At 68.7% G+C, this 23,703-nt stretch carries 22 protein-coding genes; 11 read left to right on the top strand and 11 right to left on the bottom strand.

All coding sequences use genetic code 11. The features are described 5' to 3' along the window. Positions 1-152: 152 nt before the first annotated feature. Both JYP50_RS10925 and JYP50_RS10930 read left to right on the top strand, forming a co-directional pair. Positions 153-1,484 (top strand): MATE family efflux transporter, encoded by a 1,332-nt coding sequence (locus tag JYP50_RS10925; protein ID WP_206560553.1) that lies wholly within the window; start codon positions 153-155, stop codon positions 1,482-1,484. A gap of 76 nt (positions 1,485-1,560) precedes the next feature. Next, positions 1,561-2,178, top strand: a complete 618-nt coding sequence (locus JYP50_RS10930; protein ID WP_206560554.1) for a hypothetical protein — start codon at positions 1,561-1,563, stop codon at positions 2,176-2,178. On the opposite strand, the gene JYP50_RS10935 is transcribed toward JYP50_RS10930, so the two are convergent. Continuing rightward, the gene (locus JYP50_RS10935) at positions 2,175-2,441 is read right to left on the bottom strand and encodes a YheV family putative metal-binding protein (RefSeq protein WP_206560555.1); all 267 of its coding nucleotides are present in this window, start codon (positions 2,439-2,441) and stop codon (positions 2,175-2,177) included. The two genes, JYP50_RS10930 and JYP50_RS10935, sit on opposite strands and share 4 nt — an antisense overlap. A gap of 75 nt (positions 2,442-2,516) precedes the next feature. Between JYP50_RS10935 and JYP50_RS10940 the strand changes: the two genes are divergently transcribed. Further along, complete coding sequence (locus JYP50_RS10940) at positions 2,517-3,074, top strand: gamma carbonic anhydrase family protein (RefSeq protein ID WP_206560556.1); 558 nt, start codon at positions 2,517-2,519, stop codon at positions 3,072-3,074. A gap of 196 nt (positions 3,075-3,270) precedes the next feature. Here JYP50_RS10940 and aroE read toward each other — a convergent pair whose 3' ends face one another. From aroE to JYP50_RS10970, 6 genes are all read right to left on the bottom strand, one after another. Next, positions 3,271-4,107: a shikimate dehydrogenase gene (gene aroE, locus JYP50_RS10945; RefSeq protein WP_206560557.1), complete on the bottom strand. Its 837-nt coding sequence runs from the start codon at positions 4,105-4,107 to the stop codon at positions 3,271-3,273. Positions 4,108-4,123: 16 nt separating this feature from the next. Next, positions 4,124-5,032 (bottom strand): oxygen-dependent coproporphyrinogen oxidase, encoded by a 909-nt coding sequence (gene hemF, locus JYP50_RS10950; protein WP_206560558.1) that lies wholly within the window; start codon positions 5,030-5,032, stop codon positions 4,124-4,126. 76 nt (positions 5,033-5,108) lie between these two features. Then, positions 5,109-5,669 carry a Sua5/YciO/YrdC/YwlC family protein gene (locus JYP50_RS10955; RefSeq protein WP_206560559.1) on the bottom strand — a complete coding sequence of 187 codons (561 nt, stop codon included), beginning with the start codon at positions 5,667-5,669 and terminating at the stop codon, positions 5,109-5,111. A 1-nt stretch (position 5,670) separates the two neighbouring features. Next, entirely contained in the window at positions 5,671-6,174 is a 504-nt protein-coding gene (purE, locus tag JYP50_RS10960; protein WP_206560560.1) for a 5-(carboxyamino)imidazole ribonucleotide mutase, read from the bottom strand. A gap of 122 nt (positions 6,175-6,296) precedes the next feature. Then, positions 6,297-7,424 carry a DNA-processing protein DprA gene (gene dprA / locus JYP50_RS10965; RefSeq protein ID WP_206560561.1) on the bottom strand — a complete coding sequence of 376 codons (1,128 nt, stop codon included), beginning with the start codon at positions 7,422-7,424 and terminating at the stop codon, positions 6,297-6,299. Between the two features lie 115 nt (positions 7,425-7,539). Further along, a complete protein-coding gene (locus JYP50_RS10970) occupies positions 7,540-8,565 on the bottom strand; it encodes a LysM peptidoglycan-binding domain-containing protein (protein WP_206560562.1) in 1,026 nt (341 codons plus the stop codon). Between the two features lie 203 nt (positions 8,566-8,768). On the opposite strand from JYP50_RS10970, the gene def reads away from it, so the two are divergent. From def to JYP50_RS10995, 5 genes are all read left to right on the top strand, one after another. Continuing rightward, positions 8,769-9,275, top strand: a complete 507-nt coding sequence (def, locus tag JYP50_RS10975) for a peptide deformylase (protein WP_206560563.1) — start codon at positions 8,769-8,771, stop codon at positions 9,273-9,275. Between the two features lie 5 nt (positions 9,276-9,280). Then, positions 9,281-10,246 carry a methionyl-tRNA formyltransferase gene (gene fmt, locus JYP50_RS10980; protein ID WP_206560564.1) on the top strand — a complete coding sequence of 322 codons (966 nt, stop codon included), beginning with the start codon at positions 9,281-9,283 and terminating at the stop codon, positions 10,244-10,246. Next, positions 10,246-11,544 (top strand): 16S rRNA (cytosine(967)-C(5))-methyltransferase RsmB, encoded by a 1,299-nt coding sequence (rsmB, locus tag JYP50_RS10985; protein ID WP_206560565.1) that lies wholly within the window; start codon positions 10,246-10,248, stop codon positions 11,542-11,544. Before fmt ends, rsmB begins: the two co-directional genes overlap by 1 nt. A 101-nt stretch (positions 11,545-11,645) precedes the next feature. Beyond that, the gene (trkA, locus tag JYP50_RS10990) at positions 11,646-13,022 is read left to right on the top strand and encodes a Trk system potassium transporter TrkA (protein ID WP_206560566.1); all 1,377 of its coding nucleotides are present in this window, start codon (positions 11,646-11,648) and stop codon (positions 13,020-13,022) included. 17 nt (positions 13,023-13,039) lie between these two features. Further along, the gene (locus JYP50_RS10995) at positions 13,040-14,488 is read left to right on the top strand and encodes a TrkH family potassium uptake protein (protein WP_206560567.1); all 1,449 of its coding nucleotides are present in this window, start codon (positions 13,040-13,042) and stop codon (positions 14,486-14,488) included. Between the two features lie 55 nt (positions 14,489-14,543). Here JYP50_RS10995 and djlA read toward each other — a convergent pair whose 3' ends face one another. Both djlA and JYP50_RS11005 read right to left on the bottom strand, forming a co-directional pair. After that, the gene (djlA, locus tag JYP50_RS11000; protein ID WP_206560568.1) at positions 14,544-15,332 is read right to left on the bottom strand and encodes a co-chaperone DjlA; all 789 of its coding nucleotides are present in this window, start codon (positions 15,330-15,332) and stop codon (positions 14,544-14,546) included. A gap of 7 nt (positions 15,333-15,339) precedes the next feature. Further along, complete coding sequence (locus tag JYP50_RS11005) at positions 15,340-16,236, bottom strand: lysophospholipid acyltransferase family protein (protein ID WP_206560569.1); 897 nt, start codon at positions 16,234-16,236, stop codon at positions 15,340-15,342. A 200-nt stretch (positions 16,237-16,436) separates the two neighbouring features. Between JYP50_RS11005 and glyQ the strand changes: the two genes are divergently transcribed. Further along, on the top strand, positions 16,437-17,393 hold the full coding sequence (gene glyQ, locus JYP50_RS11010; RefSeq protein ID WP_347136770.1) for a glycine--tRNA ligase subunit alpha: 957 nt from the start codon (positions 16,437-16,439) through the stop codon (positions 17,391-17,393). Then, positions 17,390-19,468: a glycine--tRNA ligase subunit beta gene (gene glyS / locus JYP50_RS11015; protein ID WP_206560571.1), complete on the top strand. Its 2,079-nt coding sequence runs from the start codon at positions 17,390-17,392 to the stop codon at positions 19,466-19,468. Before glyQ ends, glyS begins: the two co-directional genes overlap by 4 nt. Positions 19,469-19,521: 53 nt before the next feature. Here the strand turns inward: glyS and JYP50_RS11020 are convergent, their stop codons facing one another. Then, positions 19,522-20,424: a LysR substrate-binding domain-containing protein gene (locus JYP50_RS11020; RefSeq protein WP_206560572.1), complete on the bottom strand. Its 903-nt coding sequence runs from the start codon at positions 20,422-20,424 to the stop codon at positions 19,522-19,524. Between the two features lie 94 nt (positions 20,425-20,518). Between JYP50_RS11020 and JYP50_RS11025 the strand changes: the two genes are divergently transcribed. Beyond that, positions 20,519-21,469, top strand: coding sequence for a DMT family transporter (locus JYP50_RS11025; protein ID WP_206560573.1), 951 nt, complete (start codon positions 20,519-20,521; stop codon positions 21,467-21,469). Positions 21,470-21,491: 22 nt separating this feature from the next. Here JYP50_RS11025 and JYP50_RS11030 read toward each other — a convergent pair whose 3' ends face one another. Then, the gene (locus JYP50_RS11030; RefSeq protein WP_241263043.1) at positions 21,492-23,678 is read right to left on the bottom strand and encodes an FdhF/YdeP family oxidoreductase; all 2,187 of its coding nucleotides are present in this window, start codon (positions 23,676-23,678) and stop codon (positions 21,492-21,494) included. Positions 23,679-23,703: the final 25 nt, after the last annotated feature.

Raw genomic sequence — 23,703 nt, forward strand, 5'->3', positions numbered from 1 at the left:
GCTGAATTATTATGCCAGCCCTGCGACCTTATGTCGCAGGGCTGGGCTCGCCGAGTATAGCGGAACAAATGCGCAAAAAATACTGAGGATACGGCGATCGCTCGTCGCGAGCGCCCCGGCTCGCCCCGCATGTTTTTGATGGAACACCATATATGGGACCCAAAATCTCGATTGACCGCAAAATCTGGGGAATCGCCTGGCCCGCTATCCTGTCCAATATTTCCATTCCCCTGCTCGGGCTGGTCGACGCGGCCATCCTCGGCCACCTCGGCAGCCCGCACTACCTCGGCGCGGTGGCCATCGGCAGCGCCCTGCTGTCCTTCCTCTACTGGGGCTTCGGCTTCCTGCGCATGGGCACCACCGGACTGGTGGCGCGGGCGATGGGCGCCGGCGAGCCGGCCCGGGCGCACCTGGTGCTGGCCCAGTCGGCCCTGCTGGCCCTGGGCCTGGCGCTATTGGTCTGGCTGTCACACCCCTTGCTGCTCGGCCTGGGCTTCACCCTGATGGCCCCCGCGGGGGACGTGCGGCCGCTGGCCGAGAGCTACGCGGGCATCCGCATCGCCAGCGCCCCGGCGGTGCTGGTCACCTACGCCGTGGTCGGCTGGTGTATCGGCCGCCAGGACACCCGGCGACCGCTGCTCATCGTGGTGACGACCAACGCGACCAACATCGCGCTGGACTTCGCGCTCATTCTCGGACTGGGCATGAACAGCGACGGCGCCGCGCTGGCCACCGTCATCGCCGAATACCTCGGCTGCGCGCTGGCGCTGGCCCTGGTCTGGCGCGTTCAGCCCGGCCTGCCCGGCGGCGAGCTGCGGCGGCAGCTGTGGCGCTGGTCCGCCTATCGCGTGCTGTTGCGCAGCAACCGCCACCTCTTCGTGCGCACGGTCTGCCTGCTGGGGGGCTTCGCCTTTTTCACCGCCGCCGGCGATAAACTCGGCACCGAGGTACTGGCCGCCAACGCACTGATGATGCAGCTGCTGCTGTTCGCCGCCTATGCCATGGATGGCTTCGCCTTCGCCGCCGAGGGGCTTGCGGGACAGTTGCTGGGGGCGGGTGACGAAGCCGGCTTCTACCGGGCGGTCGCCCGCTGCGGGTTCTGGTGCGCACTGACCGCGCTGCTGATCAGCGCGCTGTTCCTGGTCGCCCGGGAGCCGCTGTTCGGCCTGCTGACGGACCAGGCGAACCTGCTGGTGCTGATGCGCGAGCACGCCCCCTGGCTGGTCCTGATGCCGCTGGCGGCGGGGGCCAGCTACCTGCTGGACGGGGTGTTTGTCGGCAGCGCCCAAACCCGGCAGATGATGGTGACCATGCTGGTCAGCGCGGCGCTGGTCTACCTGCCGGCCTGGTACCTGAGCCGGGACTGGGGCAATCACGGCCTGTGGTTTGCCTTCCTGTTGTTCAACGCCGCCCGCGGGCTGACACTGTACTGGTGCTACCGGCGGATACAGCGTCGCGGCGGCTGGCTGGCGGAACAGCCCTAGCAATCGCGCGAGAATCTACTAGCCTGTACTGATTACCCCGCATGCCTTCCATTCAACTCTTCCATTTAGGCGGCCCATGACCACCCGCGCGATTCACGAGCTGATCGACAAGGCCATTGCCAGGGAGCGCCGCACCCACGAATTCCAGCGCCAGCTGGAGCCCGGGATCGACGCCCTGCGCCGGCGCCTGCGGCTGCCGGAGCCGGATGCGTCCGCGGCCCTGGTGGATTTCGTCATCGACTACGTGCGCGCGGCACCCGGCGCGCTGGACCTGGCGGCCAGCGTGGGGCGCTATCTGGACTTCTACGACTACGTGGCGCCCTTTATCTACCTGGCGGAGGATTTTTTCCTGCACCCGGTGGAGAACAGCCCCAATGCCGGCCTGCAATGCGTACTGCGCGAGGCTTTCCTGGCCCACCGCCTGATCGAGGAGGTGAACGATCACCACATGCGGCTGCACCAGCGGCCACTGCTGCCGATCGACATGACCGAGGCGAACATCATCGTGCACCACTTGCTGGGCGACGCCGCCGCCATCCGCCTGGAGTCGCTGGTGGCCGCCACCGCGGCCCGTCAACTGCTGAAGTTCCCCGCGGGGTCGGAGCCCGACACGTCGCGCCCCAGGAGCGTTCCCATGCCCGCGCGATCCCGCTTGCCCGCCCCCACCCGGGTGCGGCTGCGCCTGGAGGGCTAGCCGCGCTCCCGGTCCGTGCCCGGAGCGGCGGCGGGGTCGACCAGACGCACCGCTTCCGCCGGCGCATCGCCGCGCCGCGCCGGGCGATTCACCCGGGTTCGCGGCTCCTGCCGGGGGCCGTCCGCGGGGCGCGCCTCGCTGAAACCGCAGGCCACGCATTCGCGCTGCTCACTCTGTGTGTCCACCACAATGGAATCCATGGTCCGGCAACGGGGACACACGGCTCCTGCGATAAATCGTCGGCTGGCGGAAAACCCGGACATGGCGCAACCTCGTAACGGGGACTGGCGGGGATCAAAGACGCCCGCTATTGTACCAGTTTTTTGCGGAGCCCCCCGATGCGACACTACACCAGCAACAGCCTGCGCAGCTTCCGTGGCACCTCTCCGGTGCTGGGCGAGCGGGTACTGATCGACCCCAGCGCGGTGGTGCTGGGGGACGTGGAGCTCGGCGACGACGTGTCCGTCTGGCCCCAGGCCTCGGTGCGCGGCGACATGCACCGGATACGGGTCGGCGCCCGCACCAGCATCCAGGACGGCTGCGTGCTGCACATCACCCACGCCGGCCCCTACAACCCCGACGGCTGGCCCCTGTTGATCGGCGAGGACGTCACCATCGGCCACCACGCCACCCTGCACGGTTGCACCGTGGGCAACCGCGTGCTGGTGGGCATGGGCGCCACGGTGATGGACGGCGCGGTGGTGGAGGACGACGTGGTCATCGCCGCTGGCGCCCTGGTGACCCCCGGCAAGACCCTGCGCGGCGGCTACCTCTACGGCGGCAGTCCGGCACGGGAGATGCGCCCGCTCACGGATGCCGAGCGCGACTACTTCCGCTACAGCGCGGACAACTACGTGAAGCTCAAGGAGCAGCACCTGGCCGAGCTGGAGGCCTGAGACACGGTGTTGGGTCGTTGGTCGAATGAATTCGGCCCTACAGAGGGTGGGTTGATCTCCCTGTAGGGCGCAATTCATTGCGCCATCCCGCCAAGCGCCCCTCGGGTCGCCAGGTCGGCATCGCGCCAGGTCGAATGAATTCGACCCTACAGGGGGCCGGTTCGGGGTGTTCTCGGCACGGGCCGGACCGCCGCGCTCAGGCCGCGGCGAGGGTACTGCGCAGCTGCGCGATGACCGGACCGGTGGCGGGCCGTACCCGCCGCCAGCGGTAGAAGGACTCCGCCGCCTGTTCCACCAACATGCCCAGGCCGTCCGCCACCGCCCAGGCCGTGTGCAGGGCCGCCCAGCGCATGAACGGTGTGGGCTCGGCGCCGTAGAGCATATCGTAGCAACAGCTGCGCTCGGTGAGCAGGCTGCCGGGCAGTTCCGGCATCTCGCCCTGCAGGCCCGCGCTGGTGGCGTTGATCACCAGGTCGAATTGCCGCCCCTCCAGCAGGTCGAGACCGCCGCCCTCCAACGCCCCCAGTTCGGCGAACTCCGCCGCCAGGTCGCGCGCCTTTTGCGCGGTGCGATTGGCAATGGCGAGGGACCGCGGCCGCTCCCGCAGCAGGGGCTCGAGCACGCCGCGCACCGCACCGCCGGCGCCCAGCACCAGGATGCGCTGGTCCCGCAGCCGCCAGCCCAGGTTGGCGACCATGTCGCGCACCAGGCCAATGCCGTCGGTGTTGTCGCCAAACAGGCTGCCGTCGTCCTGCAGGCACAGGGTATTGACCGCGCCGGCCCGCGCCGCCCGGTCGCTGCGCTCATCGGCCAGGGCAAAGGCCTGCTGCTTGAACGGCAGGGTGATGTTCAGGCCGCGCCCGCCGCCGGCAAAGAAATTGGCCACCGCGCGCTCGAAGCCGTCCAGCTCCACGCGCACCGCGCGGTACTGCATGGCCTGGTCGCACTGCTCGGCAAACGCCGCGTGGATGACAGGTGACTTGCTGTGCTTGATGGGATTGCCGAATACGGCGTACTTGTCGGTGGTGCTCATATCGCTCGGTTCCGGTTTAGGCCGGCTGCAGCCAGTCTCTCGACTGCAGGTAGTACTCGGTCAGCTCCGCCTCCGGGCTGTCCGGCTCGGGCCGGTAGTCGTATTCCCAGCGCACCAGCGGCGGCAGGGACATGAGTATCGCCTCGGTCCGGCCATCGGATTGCAAACCAAACAACGTGCCCCTGTCAAATACCAGGTTGAATTCGACGTAGCGGCCCCGGCGGTAGAGCTGGAACTGGCGCTCGCGCTCGCCGTAGGGCGTGTCGCGACGCCGCCGCACAATCGGCAGGTAGGCCTCCAGGTAGGAGTCGCCCACCGCGCGCATGAAGGCGAAGCAGGTGTCGAAATCCCAGGTGTTGAGATCGTCGAAGAACAGGCCGCCGACCCCGCGGGGCTCGCGGCGGTGTTTCAGGTAGAAGTAGTCGTCACACCAGGCCTTGTAGCGGGGGTAGACCTCGTCGCCGAAGGGCGCGCAGGCATCAAAAGCGGTCCGGTGCCAGTGCTCGCAGTCCTCGCGGTTACCGTAGTAGGGGGTGAGGTCGTAGCCGCCGCCGAACCACCACACCGGCTCCTCCCCGGGCTTCTCCGCCACGAACAGGCGAACGTTGGCGTGGGAAGTCGGCACATAGGGGTTGCGCGGGTGAATCACCAGCGACACACCCATGGCCTGGTAACTGCGGCCGGCCAGCTCCGGTCGCGCGGCGCTGGCGGAGGCGGGCAGGCCCTCGCCCATCACGTGGGAGAAATTGACCCCGGCCTTCTCGAACACCGCGCCCTCGGCCAGCACCCGGCTGCGCCCGCCGCCGCCGGCCTCGCGCCGCCACTCGTCGACAATGAACTCACCGGCCCCGTCCTCGGCGGCGAGGCCTTCGCAGATTGCGGACTGGAGATCGAGTAGATAGGTTTTAACGGCTTCGACTTGCATGGACTGACAACACTGGGTGGGCATTGGCGGCACATTATACGCGTCTGGCCGCGCTATCCCACCGGCAAGGGACGCATCAGGTGCGCAGCACCTCATCGGTCCGCAGGTCGCGGATCACGCTGGGGCGACGCGCGCCGCCCACGGCGCCGGGCACCAGGGCATCCAGCTGTCCGCCAAAATAGCGCTGCACCTGGAAGGCGGCCCGGGGCGCCTGGCAACCGGCGCGATTGGCCGAGGTGGACACCAGCGGTCCATCCCAGGCCCGGCACAGCGCCGCCATCACCGGGTGGGCCGTCACCCGCACCGCCACCGTATCGCGACCGCCGTGAATCCACGGCGGCACCAGGTCGCCATGGGGCAACAACCAGGTGGTCGGCCCCGGCCAGGACAGCGCCAGCTTGCCGCGCTGGGCGTCGCTCAGGCCCCGCAGCAGGGCGGCGATCTGCTCGAGCCCGGACGCCACCAGGATCAGGCCCTTGTCCACCGGGCGCTGCTTCAGCTCGAGCAGCCGCGCCACCGCGGCCGGGTCGTCGGGGTCACAGCTCAGGCCCCACACCGCCTCGGTGGGGCAGGCAATCACCCCCCCGCGTTCGATGGCGCGCACCGCGTACCGCAAGCGCAGGGGCGGGGAGGGCACCTCAGCCCTTCAGGGACGCCTGCAGGGCCTCGTCCTTCTCGCGGATGGCCTCAGCGTTGGCCGCGCGCTCGTCACGCAGTTTGTCCGCCAGGGCGGGGTCGGCCACCGACAGGATTTGCGCCGCCAGGTAGCCGGCGTTCTTGGCCCCGGCCTTGCCGATGGCCACGGTGGCCACCGGAATACCCGCCGGCATCTGTACCGTGGACAGCAGGGCGTCGAGCCCGTCCAGGGACGCGTTCATGGGCACGCCGATCACCGGTTTCACGGTGGCGGCGGACACCGCGCCGGCCAGGTGCGCCGCCATGCCCGCGGCGGCGATAAATACCGCGCAGCCGCGCGCCTCGGCGTCCTTGATATAGTCCTTGGTCACTTCCGGGGTGCGGTGGGCGGAGGTGATACGCGCCTCGAAGGGGATGCCGAAAGATCGCAGAATGGCAAAACTCGCCTCCATTACTGGCAGATCGGAGTCTGATCCCATCACAATCGCGACAAATGGCTTGCTCATATTGTATCTCCGCTGAGGTCGGGCGAGCCCGGTTAGGCCTGGGTGAAAGAGCGCGAAATGTAACCAACCACGCCGATATTGGCAAGTTCGGCGGGCAATCGGGATAGCCCCGGCCACCGCGATCAACGCCGGCTGTAACCCCCGACCTCTCGCCGCACCCGCCCGGCCAGCTCCAGGGCCGACAGCGCCGCCATCACCCGCGCCAGCGGCAGCTCACCGTGACGGGCCAATTCGTCCACCGCGACGCAGCCGTCACCGATGAGCCGCAGCAGGCGCTCGTCGGCGCTGTCCTCCCGCGGATGCTCCACCGGAACCGGCGGCAGGCTCAATTCCCGCTGCAACCCCACCATGGCCTGCAACTCCAGCAGCAAATCGTCCACGCCCCGCACCAGCGCCGCGCCATCGCGCAACAGCTGCAGGCAACCGCGCCCCGCGGGATGGTAAATGGACCAGGGCAGGGCAAACACCTCCCGCCCCTGCTCCAGGGCGGTGCCGGCGGTAATCAGCGAGCCGCTGGGCAGCGCCGCCTCCACCACCAGCACCCCCAGCGACAGGCCGCTGATCACCCGGTTGCGGCGCGGGAAGTGTTCCCGCAAGGGCCCGCAACCGGGGGCGAACTCCGTCACCAGGCAACCGCCGGCCAGCAGGTCCCGCGCCAGGGCGGCGTGGCGGCGCGGGTAGATCCGCTCGATACCGGTGGCCATCACCGCCACGCTGCCGCCACCGGCGTCCAGCGCGCCGCGATGCGCGGCGCCGTCGATTCCCAGGGCCAGGCCGCTGGTGACCACCAGGCCCGCGTCCGCCAGCGCCGCGGCCATGTCCCGGGCCGCCCGCAACCCGGCGCTGCTGGCCCGGCGCGCGCCCACCACCGCCAGCTGCGGCCGCAGCAGCAGGTCGCCGTCGCCGCGCAGGTAGAGCAGTGGCGGCGGGTCGTGAATCGTGCGCAGCAGCGGCGGGTAGCCCTCGTCGGCCACGCACAGCACCCGCGCCGCAGCGGCCTCCAGCGCCGCCAGCTGGGCGTCCACATCGACCCGCGGATCGGCCGATCGGCCGCTGTCCCGCAACCGGTGAAAGCGCCCGGCCAGCCCCGGGGGCAGGCCGAGGGGCGGCCACCGGGCGGGGTCGGAGGCCCACAGGGCGTCCACGCCACCGCAGTGCCGCAGCAGCCGGCACAGGGCGCGCGAGCCGAGCCCGGGCAGCGTTTGCAACAACAGGCAGCGCCGGAGGTCATTGACACACATCGCCATCATCCCTGAAACCATTCCAGGCGCCCGCGAGGGCGCGGCGGTTACAGTGTGGCAAGTGCCGGACGGCGTGTCTTCGGTCTAAAGTGGTCGCGGGCCGGCCTCGCGGCCGGCGCCGGAATCAGGGGTTTTTCACCTTGTCGCCCACCTTCAGCGGGTGGCTGGCCTTGAGCACCACCGCGTAGCTGGCCTTGTCGAAGGTCTCGAACACCATCGCCAGGCCGGCGCGGACATCGGGCAGGCGGACGTTGTTGCGTGCCACCTGGTCGAAGACCAGCTCGCCCGCCTGGTAGATGGCGAGCACGTGACCGATCTCCAGCCCCTCGCGCTCGCCGCGATTGAGCACCACGATGTCCATGGTGCCAATCTGGGTGACGCCACCATCCACGGCGATCATGTAGCCGTCGGTGATATCCATCCCCGGCGCCCGGGGATAAAAGGTGGCGTCGAGTACACGCTCCTCGTTGGGCAGCAGGCGGTCGGTGATCCGCACCTCCTCGGAGACCCGGGTCACCTCCAGCTCGGTCACCTCGTCGTCATTGCCGCTGAGCAGGCGGGAGCTGCCGATATCCCGGGCCTGGTAACCCAGCAGCTCCTTGGTGACCGGGTCGCGGTAGGCGTCCCCCGCGCGGAAGATGCCGTAGGCCCGCTCGCCGTCGGGGAACGGCCCGCGGCCGAACACGCGATCGCCGGGCGCGCTGATCAGGCGGCCCTGGGACGCGGCCACCACGTAGGCGGAATTGTTGAGTTCACCGGCGTCGAGGATGCGATGGCGCAGCAGGAAGGCGCCGAGTTCGTCCAGGGGTATGGCCGGTATGGCGAGATCCAGCGGACTGACGCGCATGTTGGGCGACAGTTTCATGTCGCCGCGACGCACCCGCAGGCGCGGCTGGCCATCCACCCACACCAGGTAGAGCTCATCGCCGGGATAGATCAGGTGGGGATTGTCGATCTGCGGGTTGACGTCCCACAGCTCCGGCCACAGCCAGGGCTTTTTCAGGTACATGCCGGAAATATCCCACAGGGTGTCGCCCTTTTTGACGGTGTAGGTTTCCGGTACGTGGTCGTTGAGTTCCGCCGCCCCCAGCGCGCCACCAGACAGCAGTGCCGCAATTAAAAGCAATCCCGAGAAAACCCTGCCTGTCATTGTCCTGCCCCTGCCTGGCCTTGTTATTGTCCGCTCGCTGCCCCGGACCCAGCCCGCACCCCGGGCGCTGGGCACACTTCCGCCGGCGGATGTATAATTAACACCAGTTTGCGGTGGTCCTTCGCCACTGGCAAGTGCAAATGTTATTAATTCACTCAGGCCACCCGGCGCCGGGCGCGGCCTGCAAATCCCCCAGGTAGACGATGGCCATACTCGAAATTCTCGAATTCCCCGACCCGCGGTTGCGCACCGTGGCCCAGCCCGTGGAGACCGTGGACGACCGCATCCGGGCGCTGATTGCGGACATGTTCGAGACCATGTACGACGCGCCGGGCATCGGCCTGGCGGCGACCCAGGTGGATGTCCACCAGCGCATCCTGGTCATCGACGTCAGCGAGGACCATTCCCAGCCGCGGGTGTTCATCAACCCGGAGGTGACGGTGCTCGACCCGGAACTGGGCGAGTACGACGAGGGCTGCCTGTCGGTCCCCGGCTTCTACGAGACCGTCAACCGTCCGCGGCGGGTGCGGGTCACCGCCCTCGACCGCGACGGCGAGGAATTTACCCAGGAGCTGGAGGGTCTGCTGGCGATCTGCCTGCAGCATGAGATCGACCACCTCGACGGCAAGCTGTTCGTCGACTACCTGTCGCCCCTGAAGCGCCAGCGCATCCGCAAGAAGCTGGAAAAAGACCAGCGTCGGCGGGCCTGAACTTCATGCCGCAATCGTCACTGCGCCTGATTTTCGCGGGCACCCCCGATTTTGCCGCCCACCATCTCGAGGCCCTGCTGGCCAGCGAACACGAGGTGATCGCGGTATACACGCAACCGGACCGCCCCGCCGGGCGCGGCAAGAAGCTGCAGGCCAGCCCGGTCAAGCAGCGCGCCCTGGCCGCGGGCCTGCCGGTGCGGCAGCCCCCAAGCCTGCGCGACGCCGACGCCCAGCGCGAGCTGGCGGCCCTCGACGCCGACGCCATGATCGTGGTGGCCTACGGCCTCATCCTGCCCCAGGCGGTGCTCGACGCCCCGCGCCTGGGCTGCCTCAATGTCCACGCCTCGCTGCTGCCGCGCTGGCGCGGCGCGGCGCCGATCCAGCGCGCCATCGAGGCCGGTGACGCGGAGACCGGGGTCACCATCATGCAGATGGACGCCGGCCTCGACACCGGCGCCATGCTCACCACCGCGCGCTGCGGCATTGGCCCCGACACCACCGCGGCCAGCTTGCACGACACCCTGGCGGAGCTCGGCGCGCCCTGCCTGTTGCGGGTACTCGAAGACCTGCCCGGCTATCGGGCCGCCGCGCGGCCCCAGGACGATGGCGAGGCCACCTACGCCGCCAAGATTCTCAAGCCGGAGGCGAGGCTCGACTGGCGTCTCGACGCCGCGACCCTCGATCGCAAGGTGCGGGCCTTCAACCCCTTCCCGGTGTGCTTCAGCGAGCTCGACGGCCAGCGGGTCAAGGTCTGGCGCGCACAGCCCCTGGTCATGGCCGGCGGCGGCGACCCCGGCACCATCGTGCACTGCGACCGCGAGGGCATCGACGTGGCCTGCGGCGACGGGCGCCTGCGCCTGCAGGCCCTGCAGCTGCCCGGCGGCCGGACGCTGGACGCCGCGGCGGTGCTCAATGCCCGGGGCGAACAGTTCGCCGTGGGCGCACGCTTCGCGCTCCCGGACGCCGACTGATGGTGCTCGACTGTCGCGCCGCCGCCGCCCGCGTGCTGGCGGGAGTCATGAACGGGCAATCCCTCAACCAGGCACTGCCGCCGCAGCAGGGCAGGGTAGCGGGGCGCGATCGCGCCCTGCTGCAGGAGCTGTGTTACGGCAGCCTGCGCCACTGGCCGCGACTGGCCGGCCTGGCCGGCCAGTTGCTGGACAAACCCCTGCGCGACAAGGACCGCGACGTCTTCGCCCTGATCCTGGTCGGCCTCTACCAGCTCGCCGTCACCCGGGTGCCCGACCACGCCGCGGTGGCCGCCACGGTGGGCGCCACCCGGGCCTTGAACAAGGGCTGGGCCAGGGGCCTGGTCAACGCCCTGCTGCGCCGCTATCAACGCGAGCGGGACGCACTCGAGGGCGCGCTCGATCCGGCGGCGCGGGCGGCCCAGCCGCCGTGGCTGTACCGGCAATTGCAGGATCAGTGGGGTGAGGCCACCGACGCCATCGCCGCGGCCGGCAACAGCCGGCCGCCGATGGTGCTGCGGGTCAACCTGGCGCGGATTCCCCGCGCGCAGTATCGGCAACAGCTGGCGGAGGCCGGCATCGCCAGCACCCCCGGCGACCTCGCCGCCAGCGCCCTCTACCTGGAGCGCGCGGTGGATGTCGGCGAACTGCCCGGCTTCGCCGAGGGGCTGGCCAGCGTGCAGGACGAGGCGGCCCAACTGGCGGCGGAGCTGCTGGACTGCCGCGCCGGCGATCGGGTGCTGGACGCCTGCGCCGCCCCCGGGGGCAAGACCTGCCACATCCTCGAACGGAATCCACGCCCGGCGGCCCTGGTGGCGATGGAGGTCGACCCGGAGCGGGCCGCGCGCATCCGCGACAACCTGCGGCGCCTGGAGCTGGACGCGGAAGTGGTGGTGGCGGACGCCGCCCACCCGCCGGCAGACCTGGAGCCGGCGAGCTTCGATCGCATCCTGGTGGACGCGCCCTGTTCCGCCACCGGCGTCATCCGCCGCCACCCCGACATCAAGCTGCTGCGGCGGGAAAGCGATATCGGCCAGCTGGCAGGCCAACAGGCCGCGATACTCGACGGGCTGTGGCCCCTGCTCAAGCCCGGGGGCCAACTGCTCTACGTCACCTGTTCGATCCTGGAGGCGGAGAACAGCGCCGTGGTGACCGACTTCATCGGCCGCAGGAATGACGCGCGCCTGGACCCGATAGCGGTACCCTGGGGCGAGGCCCGTCCCGGCGGGCGGCAGCTGCTGCCACGGGAAGGCGGCCCCGACGGCCTGTTTTTCGCCCGCCTGCTGCGCGGCGACGGATAGCCAATCGCGCCGGAGGACGCCATCGCGCTATACAGCCCCGGCGCCAGTGCTTACAATCCGCGGGTCGAAACCACAAAAACTTCCCACAAGGTCCGCGGGCCATGAAGATCATTATTCTGGGGGCCGGTCAGGTCGGGGGCACGCTGGCCGAACACCTGGCCAACGAGCAGAATGACATCACCGTGGTCGACACCGACGCGGAGAAGCTGCGCACCCTGCAGGACCGGCTGGACATTGGCACCGTGGTCGGTGGCGCCTCCCACCCCAACACCCTGTACAAGGCCGGCGCCGACGACGCCGACATGCTGATCGCGGTCACCAACAGCGACGAGATCAACATGATGGCCTGCCAGGTGGCCCACACCCTGTACAACACCCCCACCAAGATCTCCCGGGTGCGCTCGCCCAACTACCTGGCCCACCAGGAGCAGCTGTTCAACCCCGGGAATGTGCCGGTGGACGTCATCATCGGCCCGGAGCAGCTGGTGACCAACAACATCCGCCAGCTGATCGGCAACCCCGGGGCGCTGCAGGTGCTGGACTTCGCCGACGGCAAGGTGCAGCTGGTGGCGGTGCGGGCCTACTACGGCGGCCCCATCGTGGGCCAGGAACTGCAGGAAATCCGCAAGCACATGCCCCAGGTGGACACCCGGGTGGCCGCTATTTTCCGCCAGGACCGGCCGATCATTCCCGAGGGCAACACCGTGGTGGAGGTCGACGACGAGGTGTTCTTCATCGCCGCGCGCAAGCACATTCGCGCGGTGATGTCGGAGCTGCGCAAGGTCGACAAACCCTACAAGCGGGTGATGATCGCCGGCGGCGGCAACATCGGCGCCACCCTGGCCCAGAGCATCGACGGGCAGTACCAGGTCAAGGTCATCGAGAAGTCCTACAGCCGCTGCCGGGTGCTCTCCGAGCGCCTCAAGCACAGCATCGTGCTGTGCGGTAGCGCCGCGGAGCCACAGTTGCTGACGGCGGAAAACATCGAAAACACCGACGTGTTCTGCGCCCTCACCAACAACGACGAATCCAATATCATGATGTCCATGCTCGCCAAGCGCATGGGCGCCAAGAAAGTCATCACCCTGATCACCAATTCCGCCTACGCCGAGCTGGTGGGCGACGAGATCGACATCGCCATCTCGCCGCAACAGATCACCATCGGCAGCCTGCTCACCCACGTGCGCCGGGGCGACATCAGCAATGTTCACTCCCTGCGTCGCGGCGCGGCCGAGGCCATTGAACTCACCGCCCACGGCGACGCCTACTCCTCCAAGGTGGTGGGCCGGCGACTGGACGAGATCAACCTGCCCGACGGCGTCACCATCGGCGCCATCGTGCGCGGGAGCGAGGTGCTGATCGCCCACGGCCATGTGGTGGTGGAACCCAACGACCACGTGATCCTGTTCCTGGTCGACCGCAGCCGCATCTCCGCGGTGGAAAAACTGTTCGCGGTCGGCTTTGGGTTTTTCTCCTGAGCCGCCGTCGATAGCACATGCATTTCAGCACCACATTCCGTGTCCTGGGCATCCTGCTGATGCTGTTCAGCAGCACCATGCTGCTGCCCCTGGTGATCGCGCTGATCGCCGACGACCACACCGTCACCGGCTTCCTCACCGCGCTGGTGTTCACCTTCCTGTCCGGCCTGCTGATGTGGGCGCCGGCCCACGGCACCCGTCGCGAACTGCGCATTCGCGACGGCTTTTTGATCACCTCCCTGTTCTGGACCGTACTGAGCCTGTTCGGGGCGCTGCCCTTTTACATTACCGAGGGCATCGAACTGAGCCCGGTGGAGGCCATCTTCGAGTCCGTTTCCGGGCTCACCACCACCGGCGCCACGGTGATCACCGGCCTCGATACGCTGCCCCACTCGATCTTGATCTACCGCCAGATGCTGCAGTGGCTGGGGGGCATCGGCATCATCGTGGTCGCGGTGGCGGTGCTGCCGATGCTGGGCATTGGCGGCATGCAGCTGTACCGGGCGGAAATTCCCGGTCCCTCCAAGGACTCCAAGCTCACCCCGCGTATCACCGAAACCGCAAAGGCCCTGTTCCTGGTCTACCTGAGCCTGACCGCGGTCTGCGCGCTGTCCTACTACATCGCCGGCATGAGCGCCTTCGACGCCATCTGTCACGCTTTCTCGACGGTGGCCATCGGCGGCTTCTCCACCCACGATGCCAGCATGGCCTGGTTCGACAACAACATCATCCTGGTGCTGTGCAGCCTGTTCATGTGCATCTCCGCGGTGAACTTCGGCCTGCACTTCCTGGCCTGGCGGCGGCGCTCACTGGGCCTGTATCGCAATGATTCGGAGACCAAGTTCTTCGCCGGAACCGTGCTGGTATGCATCACCATCACCTGCAGTTTTTTGGTGCTCTCGGGCACCATCGAGCCGGCGGACGCCCTGGTGCACGGCATGTTCCAGGCCGTTTCGATCGCCACCACCACCGGTTTCGCCAGCGAGAATTTCGCCGCCTGGCCCACCTTCCTGCCGGTGATGCTGCTGATGTTTTCCTTCATGGGCGGCTGCGTGGGCTCCACCGGGGGCGGCATCAAGGCCATGCGCCTGATGCTGATCTACAAGCAGGGCATCCGCGAGCTCAAGCAGCTGGTACACCCCCAGGCGGTGATTCCGCTGAAGACCGGCAAGCAGCGGGTGGAAGCCGCGGTGGTGAGCGCGGTGTGGAGTTTTTTCGCGGTGTACATGTTCGCCTTCATCACCATCATGCTGCTGTTGATGGCCACCGGGCTGGATTTCCTCACCGCCTTTTCCGCCGTGGCGGCGTCGCTGAACAACCTCGGCCCGGGCCTGGGGGACGTCGCCGCCAACTACGCCGGCATCAACGAAGCCGCCAAGGGCCTGCTGTGCTTCGCCATGCTGCTGGGGCGCCTGGAGGTCTTCACCCTGCTGGTGCTGTTCACGCCGATGTTCTGGCGCATGTAACCTGCGCCGGGCCCAACAGGCTGCTGCACAGCAACCTGCTTGGGGCCGGAACGCCTCAGGCGCCGCGGTGCTTGCGGATCATCTCGTAGGCCGACTGGATCTCCTGGGACTTCTCGGTGGCCAGCTTCACCATGTCGTCGGGCACGCCGCGGGCGATAAGCTTGTCCGGGTGGTTCTCGCTCATCAGTTTGCGGTAGGCCCGCTTCAACTCCTTGTCGCCGATATCGCGATCGACCCCCAGCGCGGCGTAGGCGTCGTCGAGGCTGGTGCCGGGCTCCGCGGTGCCGCCGCTGTGGCCGTGGAAGTGCGCCTGGGCCTGGGCCATGCGCAGCAGCTGATCGAGCTGGGCCTGGCCGATGCCCATCAGCCGCGCGATGCGACCCAGCGCCTCCCGCTCCGCCGCGTCCAGTTTGTTGTCCGCCAGCGCCAGCGACACCAGGAACAACAGCAGGGTGGACTGCAGTTGCCTCTGCGCGCGGCACAGCTCCAGGAACTGCGCCACCACCGGCTCGGGCTGGAAGTCCGGGGCGGCGCCGCGGCGGAACAGCTCGATGGCCTGCCGGCGCTGCTGCGCGTTGAGCCCCATCTGCTGGATCACCTGCTCGGTGTGCGCGATTTCCTCTTCCGAGATGCGGCCGTCGGCCTTGGCCAGGAAGCCCTGCAGCAGGAAGGTGGTATCAAAAAAGTTCTGCTTGATGCGCGCGATCTGCTCCGGGGAGCCGAACTGCAGGGTTGTCGACAGGCCGCGATCAAACAGGTGGCCGAGCGCCACCCCCAGCACCAGGCCGATGGGGCCGCCCAACACCAGCCCGAGCAGGCCGGCGATCAATTTGCCGTAAAACATGGCTCTCCTATTTCAGGTCCGCGTACACGCCAGGCCCCTCTTTGGGCCTGATCTTGAAGCGCTTGTATTCCCACTGGTACTGGGCGGGGCAGTCGCGCAGGCAGTCCTCCACCCCGCGATTGAGGGCCGCCAGCGAGGTGGCGGTATCGTCGCTGTAGATGTCCTCGTCCGCCGGGCGGTAGCACACCACCCAGCCGCCCGGCACCCGCCGGCCGTAACCGAACAGGGCCAGCGCGCCGGTGCGGCGGATCATGTTGCTGGCCAGGGTGCCGGTGAAGCAGCGCACCCCCATGAAGTGGCTGTTCATGCCCGACCCCACGTCCCGGGGACACTGGTCGGGCAAAATGCCGGAGATATGGCCGCCGCGCACGCTTTTCAACAGGCGCGCAAGGCCGCGGCTGTCGGTGGGCACCAGGGTGGCGCCGCTACGCTGGCGCGCCCGGCGGATCATCGCGTCCAGGTCGCGGAGGTGGGGCGGTTCATAGAGCGACACCGTCGGCCCCAGCGTGGCCAGGTGCAGGCCGGTGACTTCCCAATTGCCCAGGTGGGGCGCCAGCACGATCACGCCGCGGCCGGCGGCCTGGGCGTCCCGCACCAGGTCCGCGCCCTCCACCGCGAGAATATGGCGCTGCAACCACGGCCACCCGCGCAGCCACACATGGCCCATTTCCGCCGCCAACTCGGCGGTGGCGGCCAGGCTGTCCCGGGCCAGGCGCTGGCGCCGGGGGGCGTCGAGTCCGGGAAAGGCCAGCTCGATATTGCGCTCGGTAACCCGGCGGCTGGCGCCGCGCAGGGGCCAGTACAGCGCCGCCGCGCAGCGCCCGAGCCAGCGCGCGACGCCCAGCGGCAAACAGGCGCAAAGGCGCAGCAGAACCCTGACCGGCAGGGCCTTGATTTGATCCATGGATACTCATCTCTCGGTCGCGCCCGCGGTGGCCACCGGGTGCCGCTCGCGCGCGGCCGCCACCGGGTCTCGTCACCGCGCGATTTCACCGGAAACCACCGCGGGGGCGGGACTACGCCAGCGACGGGCGAAAGCGCGTATTATGCAGTGTTAAGAGCCTGTATAATACCCGGCTTTTTGCCATGCCCGCAGGTGCGAACGTGTCACAGAATCAGCGGAAAACACTGACTTTTCAGGAACTTATACTTCGTCTACAGCAGTACTGGGCGGAGCGGGGCTGCGTGGTGCTGCAGCCCCTGGACATGGAGGTGGGCGCCGGCACCTTCCACCCGGCGACCTTTCTGCGCGCGGTCGGCCCGGAGAACTGGAACGCCGCCTACGTCCAGCCCAGCCGCCGCCCCACCGACGGGCGCTACGGCGAGAACCCCAACCGCCTGCAGCACTACTACCAGTTCCAGGTCGTGATGAAGCCCTCGCCGGCGGAGTTCCAGCAGCTGTACCTGGATTCCCTCGCGGCGCTGGGCATCGACAGCGCGGTGCACGATATCCGCTTCGTCGAGGACAACTGGGAGTCCCCGACCCTGGGCGCCTGGGGCCTGGGCTGGGAGGTGTGGCTCAACGGCATGGAGGTCACCCAGTTCACCTATTTCCAGCAGGCCGGGGGCCTGGAATGCTACCCGGTGACCGGGGAAATCACCTACGGCATCGAGCGCATCGCCATGTACCTGCAGGGCGTGGACAGCATCTACGACCTGGTGTGGGCCGAGGGCCCGGCGGGCGCGGTGACCTACGGCGACGTGTTCCACCAGAACGAGGTGGAGATGTCGCGCTACAACTTCGAGGAGGCGGATACCCGCTTCCTGTTCACCCAGTTCGACCACTGCGAGGCCGAGGCCCTGCGGCTGGTGGAAAAAGACCTGCCCCTGCCCGCCTATGAAATGGTGATGAAGGCCTCCCACACCTTCAACCTGCTCGACGCCCGCCACGCGATCTCGGTCACCGAGCGCCAGCGCTTCATCCTGCGGGTGCGCAGCCTGGCCCGCGCCGTGGCCCAAGGCTACCTGCGCACCCGGGCCGCCCTCGGCTTCCCGATGGCCGAGCCGACCCTGGCCAAAGAAACCCTGGACAAACTGCACGCGGAGGCCGCCGAAGCATGAGTACCGAAACCCTGCTGGTGGAATTGGGTACGGAAGAGCTGCCCCCGAAAAACCTGAAAACCCTGGGACTGGCCTTTCGCGACGGCATCGTCGATGGCCTGGCGCAGCGGCAGCTGGCGCACGGCGAGGTGCAGTGGTTCGCCAGCCCGCGCCGGCTGGCGGTGCTGATCCGCGAGGTGGCCCTGCAGGCCCCGGACCAGACCGTGGAAGCCCTCGGCCCGCCGGCGGACCGCGCCCGCGACGATGCCGGCGAGTGGACCCCGGCCGCGGTCGGTTTCGCCCGCAAGCAGGGCGTGGACCCGGCCCAGCTGGAGACCATCGACACCCCGAAGGGACCGCGACTGGGGCTGCGCCAGACCCGCGCCGGCGCCAGCGCCGGCGACAGCCTCAACACCATTATCAACGACAGCGTCCACGCCCTGCCGATCGCCAAGCGCATGCGCTGGGGCGCCAGCCGGGTGGAATTCGTGCGCCCGGTGCACTGGGTGGTGGCGATGCTCGGCGAGCACTGCGACCACGGCGAGGTGCTGGGCCTGCCCACCGGCAACACCACCCGCGGCCACCGCTTCCACAGCAGCGGCGAGATTCGCCTGGCGCGTCCCGAGGACTACCCCGGGGCCCTGGCCGAGGCGAAGGTCGTCGCCGACTTCGCCCAGCGCCGGGCGATGATCCGCGAGCAGGTCGAGACCGAGGCCAGCGCCCTCAAGGCCACCGCGGTGATCGACGAGGACCTGCTGGACGAGGTCACCGGCCTGGTGGAGTGGCCGGTGGCGCTGACCGGCGCCTTCGAGGAGCGCTTCCTCGCGGTGCCGGCCGAGGCGCTGGTGTCGTCGATGAAGGAGCACCAGAAGTACTTCCACGTGGTGGACGGCGAGGGCCAGCTGCTGCCCCACTTCATCACCGTCAGCAATATCGAGAGCGAGGACCCGGTCCAGGTTATCGACGGCAACGAGCGGGTGATCCGCCCGCGCCTCGCCGACGCCGCCTTCTTCTTCGATACCGACAAGAAGACCTCCCTGGAAAGCCGGGTGGCGCAGCTCGACAAGATCGTGTTCCAGCAAAAACTCGGCACCCTGCTGGAGAAAACCCGCCGCCTGGAGCGGCTGGCCGCCGGCCTGGCCCAGCTAATCGGCAGCAACCCGGAACACGCCGCGCGGGCGGCCCTGCTCAGCAAGACCGACCTGGTCACCGAGATGGTGCTGGAGTTCCCGGACATGCAGGGCATCGCCGGCGCCTACTACGCCGCCCACGACGGCGAGCAGGCGGAAGTCGCCGCGGCCCAGGCCCAGCAGTACTGGCCGCGCTTCGCCGGCGACCGCCTGCCGGAAAGCGCCACCGCCGCGGCCCTGGGCCTGGCGGACCGCCTGGACACCCTGGTGGGCATCTTCGGCATCGGCCAGCCCCCCACCGGCTCCAAGGACCCCTTCGCCCTGCGCCGGGCCTCGCTGTCGGTGCTGCGCATCCTGGTGGAGAAGGAACTGGACCTGGACCTGCGCCAGTGCCTGGCGCTGGCCGCGGAGCAGTACCCCGCCGGCCTGCTGGCCGACGACACCGGCGAGCAAGTGCTTACTTACATGCTGGAGCGTTTCCGCGCCTGGTACGAGGAAGAGGCCATCCCGGTGGAAGTGTTCCGGGCGGTGAGCGCCACCGACCCCAGCCGGCCGCTGGACATCCAGCGCCGGGTGCACGCGGTGCACGCCTTCGGCCGACTGCCGGAGGCCCAGGCCCTGGCCGCCGCCAACAAGCGGGTGGCCAATATCCTGGGCAAGCTGGAAGTCGGGCACAGCTTTGGCGAAGTGAGCGCCGACTTACTTCGGGAGCCCCAGGAGAAAGAGCTGGCGGAGGCGCTGCAAGCCCTCGGGACAGAGAGCGCCGGCCACCTGGATCGGGGCGCCTACACCGAGGCGCTGGCCAGCCTGGCGGCGCTGCGCTCACCCGTGGACGCCTTCTTCGACGGGGTGATGGTGAATACCGAAGACGCGGCCCTGCGCGACAACCGCCTCAACCTGCTCAACGCCCTGCGCGACCGCTTCCTGCAAGTCGCCGATATTTCCCAGCTGGCCGGGACCAAGTAGGCCCGTTCTTTCGGGCGCGCCCCGCCGGCGGGTAACCGGCGGGGCGCGCTTGCTCACTCGCGCTTGTCGATATCGCGCGCCTCCTCCAGCAGCCAGTCGCGAAACACCCGCGCCTGGTCGCGCAATGCCCGCCACCTGGGGTACACCAGGTAGTAGCCCCCGGGCACCGGCAACACAGCCCGGGGAAAGAGGTGCACCAGCTTGCCCTGGGCGACATCCTCTTCGGCCAGTAGCGGGTTGGCCAGCAGCACGCCCTGGCCGTGGATAGCCGCCTCGATCGCCAGCGGCGTCTGGTCGATCTCGATACGGCGAATACGCCGGCACTCGTCGGCGCCAAAGCCGGCGTAGGCGGTGAGCCAGTCGTCCCACCAGGCGTGCAGGGTGTCGTTGAGCAGGGTGGCGCGCGCCAGGTCAGCCGGGGATTCGAGGCCGCGGGCCTCGCGGTAGGACGGCGCGCAAAACGCGGCCGCCCGGGCCTTGTAGATCAGTACTGTCTCCAGGGTGTCGGCGACGCCGTCGAAGTGGCGCACCGCGAGATCCATCGCATCGCGGTTGAAATCATTCACTTCCGAGGAGGAGCCAACGTGCAGGTCGGTGTCGGGGTTGGCGATCAAAAACCGGGACATGCGGCTGGAAAACCACTTGGCGGCGAAACTCGGCGGCATCACCACCCGCACCGACTTCTGGTGCCGGCGGCGCAGGGTTCGGCTGGCGTCGTCGATCTGCCGCAGGGCGCCCTGGATGCGCGCGCCGTACTCCAGCCCCTCGGCGGTGGGGCGGATCTGGCGCACCGTCCTATGGAATAGTTTTGTTTCCAGCCAGTCCTCCAGCTTGCGCACCTGTTGACCCACCGCGCCGGGGGTGACATTCAGCTCTTCGGCCGCCAGTGAAATACTGTTCAAGCGCAGTGCCGCCTCGAAGGCGCGCAGGGCATTGAGGGGAGGGCTATCGCTCATAAGATAGATTTACTATTCCATAGCGCAAATAAGATCAGTTGTAGCCCATCCCGCCGATTTCTACAATCCGCGCCTTCTCTACGGGAGTACCGGAATGCGCAACGCCAACCACGGCGCCTACGCGATCTACGCCCTGCTCGGGCTGGTCTGGGGCGCCACCTACATCTTCAACAAAATCGCCAGCCAGTGGCTCCCGCCCATGCACATTGTGCTGGTGCGCGTGGTGATGGGGTTCCTGCCGGTGTTGCTGTTCGCGCTGTCGCTGCGCGCCCTGCGCTGGTGGCACCTGCGCCACCTCCACCATTTCGCGGTAATGTCACTACTGGCGGCCACGCTCTACTACTACGCCTTCGCCGCCGGCGTGGAACGGCTGCCCTCCAGCGTGGCGGGCATGCTCAGCGGGTCCATCCCCCTGTTTTCCTTCCTGGGCGCCGCGCTGTTTTTGCGCGGGGAGCCGATCCGCCCGCGCTCCGTCCTCGGGCTGGCCTGCGGCTTTGCCGGTGTGATGGTCATCGCGCGGCCCTGGAGCGCGGACATCGCCGCCCCCGACACCGCGGGCATGCTCTTTATCCTCGCCGGCTCGGCGAGCGTCGGCCTGTCCTTCGTCTACGCCCGCCGCTTCCTCAGCCCGCTCGGTATCGCCCCGATCGCACTGTGTACCTACCAGCTGGGCCTCGCCTCGGCGCTGCTGCTCGCGCTGTGCGATATTCGCCAGGTCTCGGCGATTTTCGCCGACTGGCGCGCCGCCAGCGGCCTGTTCCTCGGCGCCGGGCTGTTCGGCACCGGTATCGCCTACACCTGCTATTACTACCTGGTGGAACGGCTGGGCGCGATCAGGGCCGCGAGCGTGACCTACATACCGCCGGTGGTGGCACTGGTGATCGGCGCGACCTTCGCCGGCGAATCCCTGGCCGCGATCGACATCGTCGCCGCCGCCATTATTTTGCTGGGCGTATTCGTGATGCAAAGCAGCGGGACGGCCCCGCTGCGGCGCTGGCGGCAGCCGAGGCCCGGGCGCGGCCCGGAGGATTCCGCGCCGGCCTGACACCGGGCGCCAGCGGCCGCGCTCAGCGCTCGCGCGACGCCTCGATGCGCACCGGCACCGATTTGAAGTTGGGCGTGCGACTGCGGGGGTCGACCCGCCGCTGGCACAGCACATTGGCTTCCGGATAGTAGGCCAGCACGTTGCCCGGCGGCAGATCGAAGGCCAGCGCGGTCACGCCCCGCATGCGGCCGACATCCGACACCACATCCACCCGGTCCCCCGGGGCCAGCCCCAGGGCCGCCAGGTCCCGGGGCGACACCAGCACGCTGTCGCGAGGCGCGCTGTAGCGGTAGCTGTCGCGCTCCTCGTAGATGATGGTGTTGAACTGGCCCTCGCTGCGCACGCTGGCCAGCAGCAGGGGAAAATCGCCCGCCGCCGCCCGGGGCTCGGGAATCGGATGCACCTGGAAGCGGGCGCGGCCGCTGTCGGTGCGAAACGCGGGGCTGTGCAGCAGGCGGCCACGCACGTGGAACTCGCGTTTCGCCACGCCGATATCGCGCAGGTCCTCCATCCCGGGAACAGTGGCGGCGATCGCCTGGCGCAGGTTTTCGTGGTCGGCGAAGCGGCGCAGGTCGACGGGCCCATCGGGCAGCAGGCGGGCCCCCAGCTCGGCGAGAATGGCGACCTCCGAGCGCGCATTGGCCAGGCGTTGGATACCGCCATCGCTGAGCCGCACGTAGTTGAACATGGATTCCTGGGTGGTGGACTGGGGCTCCTCGTCGCGGGCGCAGACCGGCAGCACCAGGGCCTCGCTGTCGTCGATGCCGTAAAGGTGTCCCTGGTTGAGGGTGGTGGTCAGGTAGAGCTTGAAACCGATGCGCTCCAGCGCCCGCCGGGCCCACTCGGCGTCGGGGGTGGCGCCGTAGAGATTGCCGCCCACCAGGCAGGCCGCGTCTATCCCACCGGCGTGTGCCGCCTCCAGTCCGGCCAGGGTATCCATCCCCGCGGCGCGGGGCAGGCTTACCCCCAGCTCGCTCTCCATTCGCGCAAACACTTCCTCGGCAAGTACCGGCTTGACCCCGATGGTGCCAATGCCCTGCACATTGCTGTGGCCGCGCAACGGCAGCAGGCCGGCGTGGCGGCGGCCGACCATGCCCCGCAGCAGGGCCAGGTTGGCGATGTATTCCACGTTCTGCACGCCAAACGCGTGGTGGGTCATGCCCATGCCCCAGGCAAACACCGCGCGCTCGGCGCGGGCGTAGATGTCCGCCACCCGCTCGATGTCGCCGCGCGCCACCCCGCTGGCGGCCTCGATGTCCGCCCAGGTGGTGGCCTCGAGGTCGGCGACGAAGGCCTCGCTGCCCTCGCAGTGATCGCGCAGGAAATCGCGGTCCTCGGCACCGGCGGCCAGCACCGCCTTGGCCAGGCCCTTGAACAACGCGAGGTCACCGCCGATGTGGGGCTGCAGGTAGGCGGAGGCGATCTCGGTGCCCCCGGCGATCATCGAGCGGGCGCTTTTGGGCACGGCGAAGCGGACCATGCCCGGCTCCCGCGCCGGGTTGATCACCACCACCTCGCCGCCGCGATCGCGGCAGGCCTTGAGCTTGTGGATAAAGCGCGGGTGATTGGAGGCGGGGTTGGCGCCGATCACAAACACCAAATCGCAGGCGGACAGGTCGTCCAGCTCGACGGTGGCGGTCCCCGTTCCAATCGTACTGCCGAGGCCGACGCTGGTGGCCTGGTGGCAGTAGTAGGAACAGTTGTTGACGTTGTTGGTGCCGTAGAGCCGCGCCAGCAATTGCAGGAGGAAACCCGACTCGTTGGAGGAACGGCCCGAGGAGTAGAAGAAACTGCGGCCGGGGTCGCAATCCCGCAGGCGACGCGCGGCGCGATCCAGGGCCCAGTCCCAGCTGACCTCGCGGTAGCGGTCCTCCCCGGCGGACTTGTGGATCGGGTTGCCAAGCCGCCCGGCGTGCTCCAGTTCCCGCGGCGTGAGCTCGCGCAGCTCGCCGAGGGGGTGGTCGAAAAAGGCCGGCGGCAGCGGCGGCTGGATATCCGTCGACTGCGCCTGCACGCTCTTGTTGCACACCGCCGGGAACTCCCCGAGCTCGTTGGTCATGCCGCCGCGCTGGCCGCCCATGCCCAGGCCGCAGGCCTTGCAGGCATTGCGGGCCGACAGGGCCTTGGCGGAGTTCATAAGGCCGATGCGGCGCACCGTTGCCAGGGTGTAGAGGACTTTTTTGGGACCGCCGCCCACCGGTTCTGCCATGGCCCGCACCATTTCGGGAAAACTC

The organism is Parahaliea mediterranea (assembly GCF_017255185.1).
Taxonomy (GTDB): domain Bacteria; phylum Pseudomonadota; class Gammaproteobacteria; order Pseudomonadales; family Halieaceae; genus JAFKCZ01.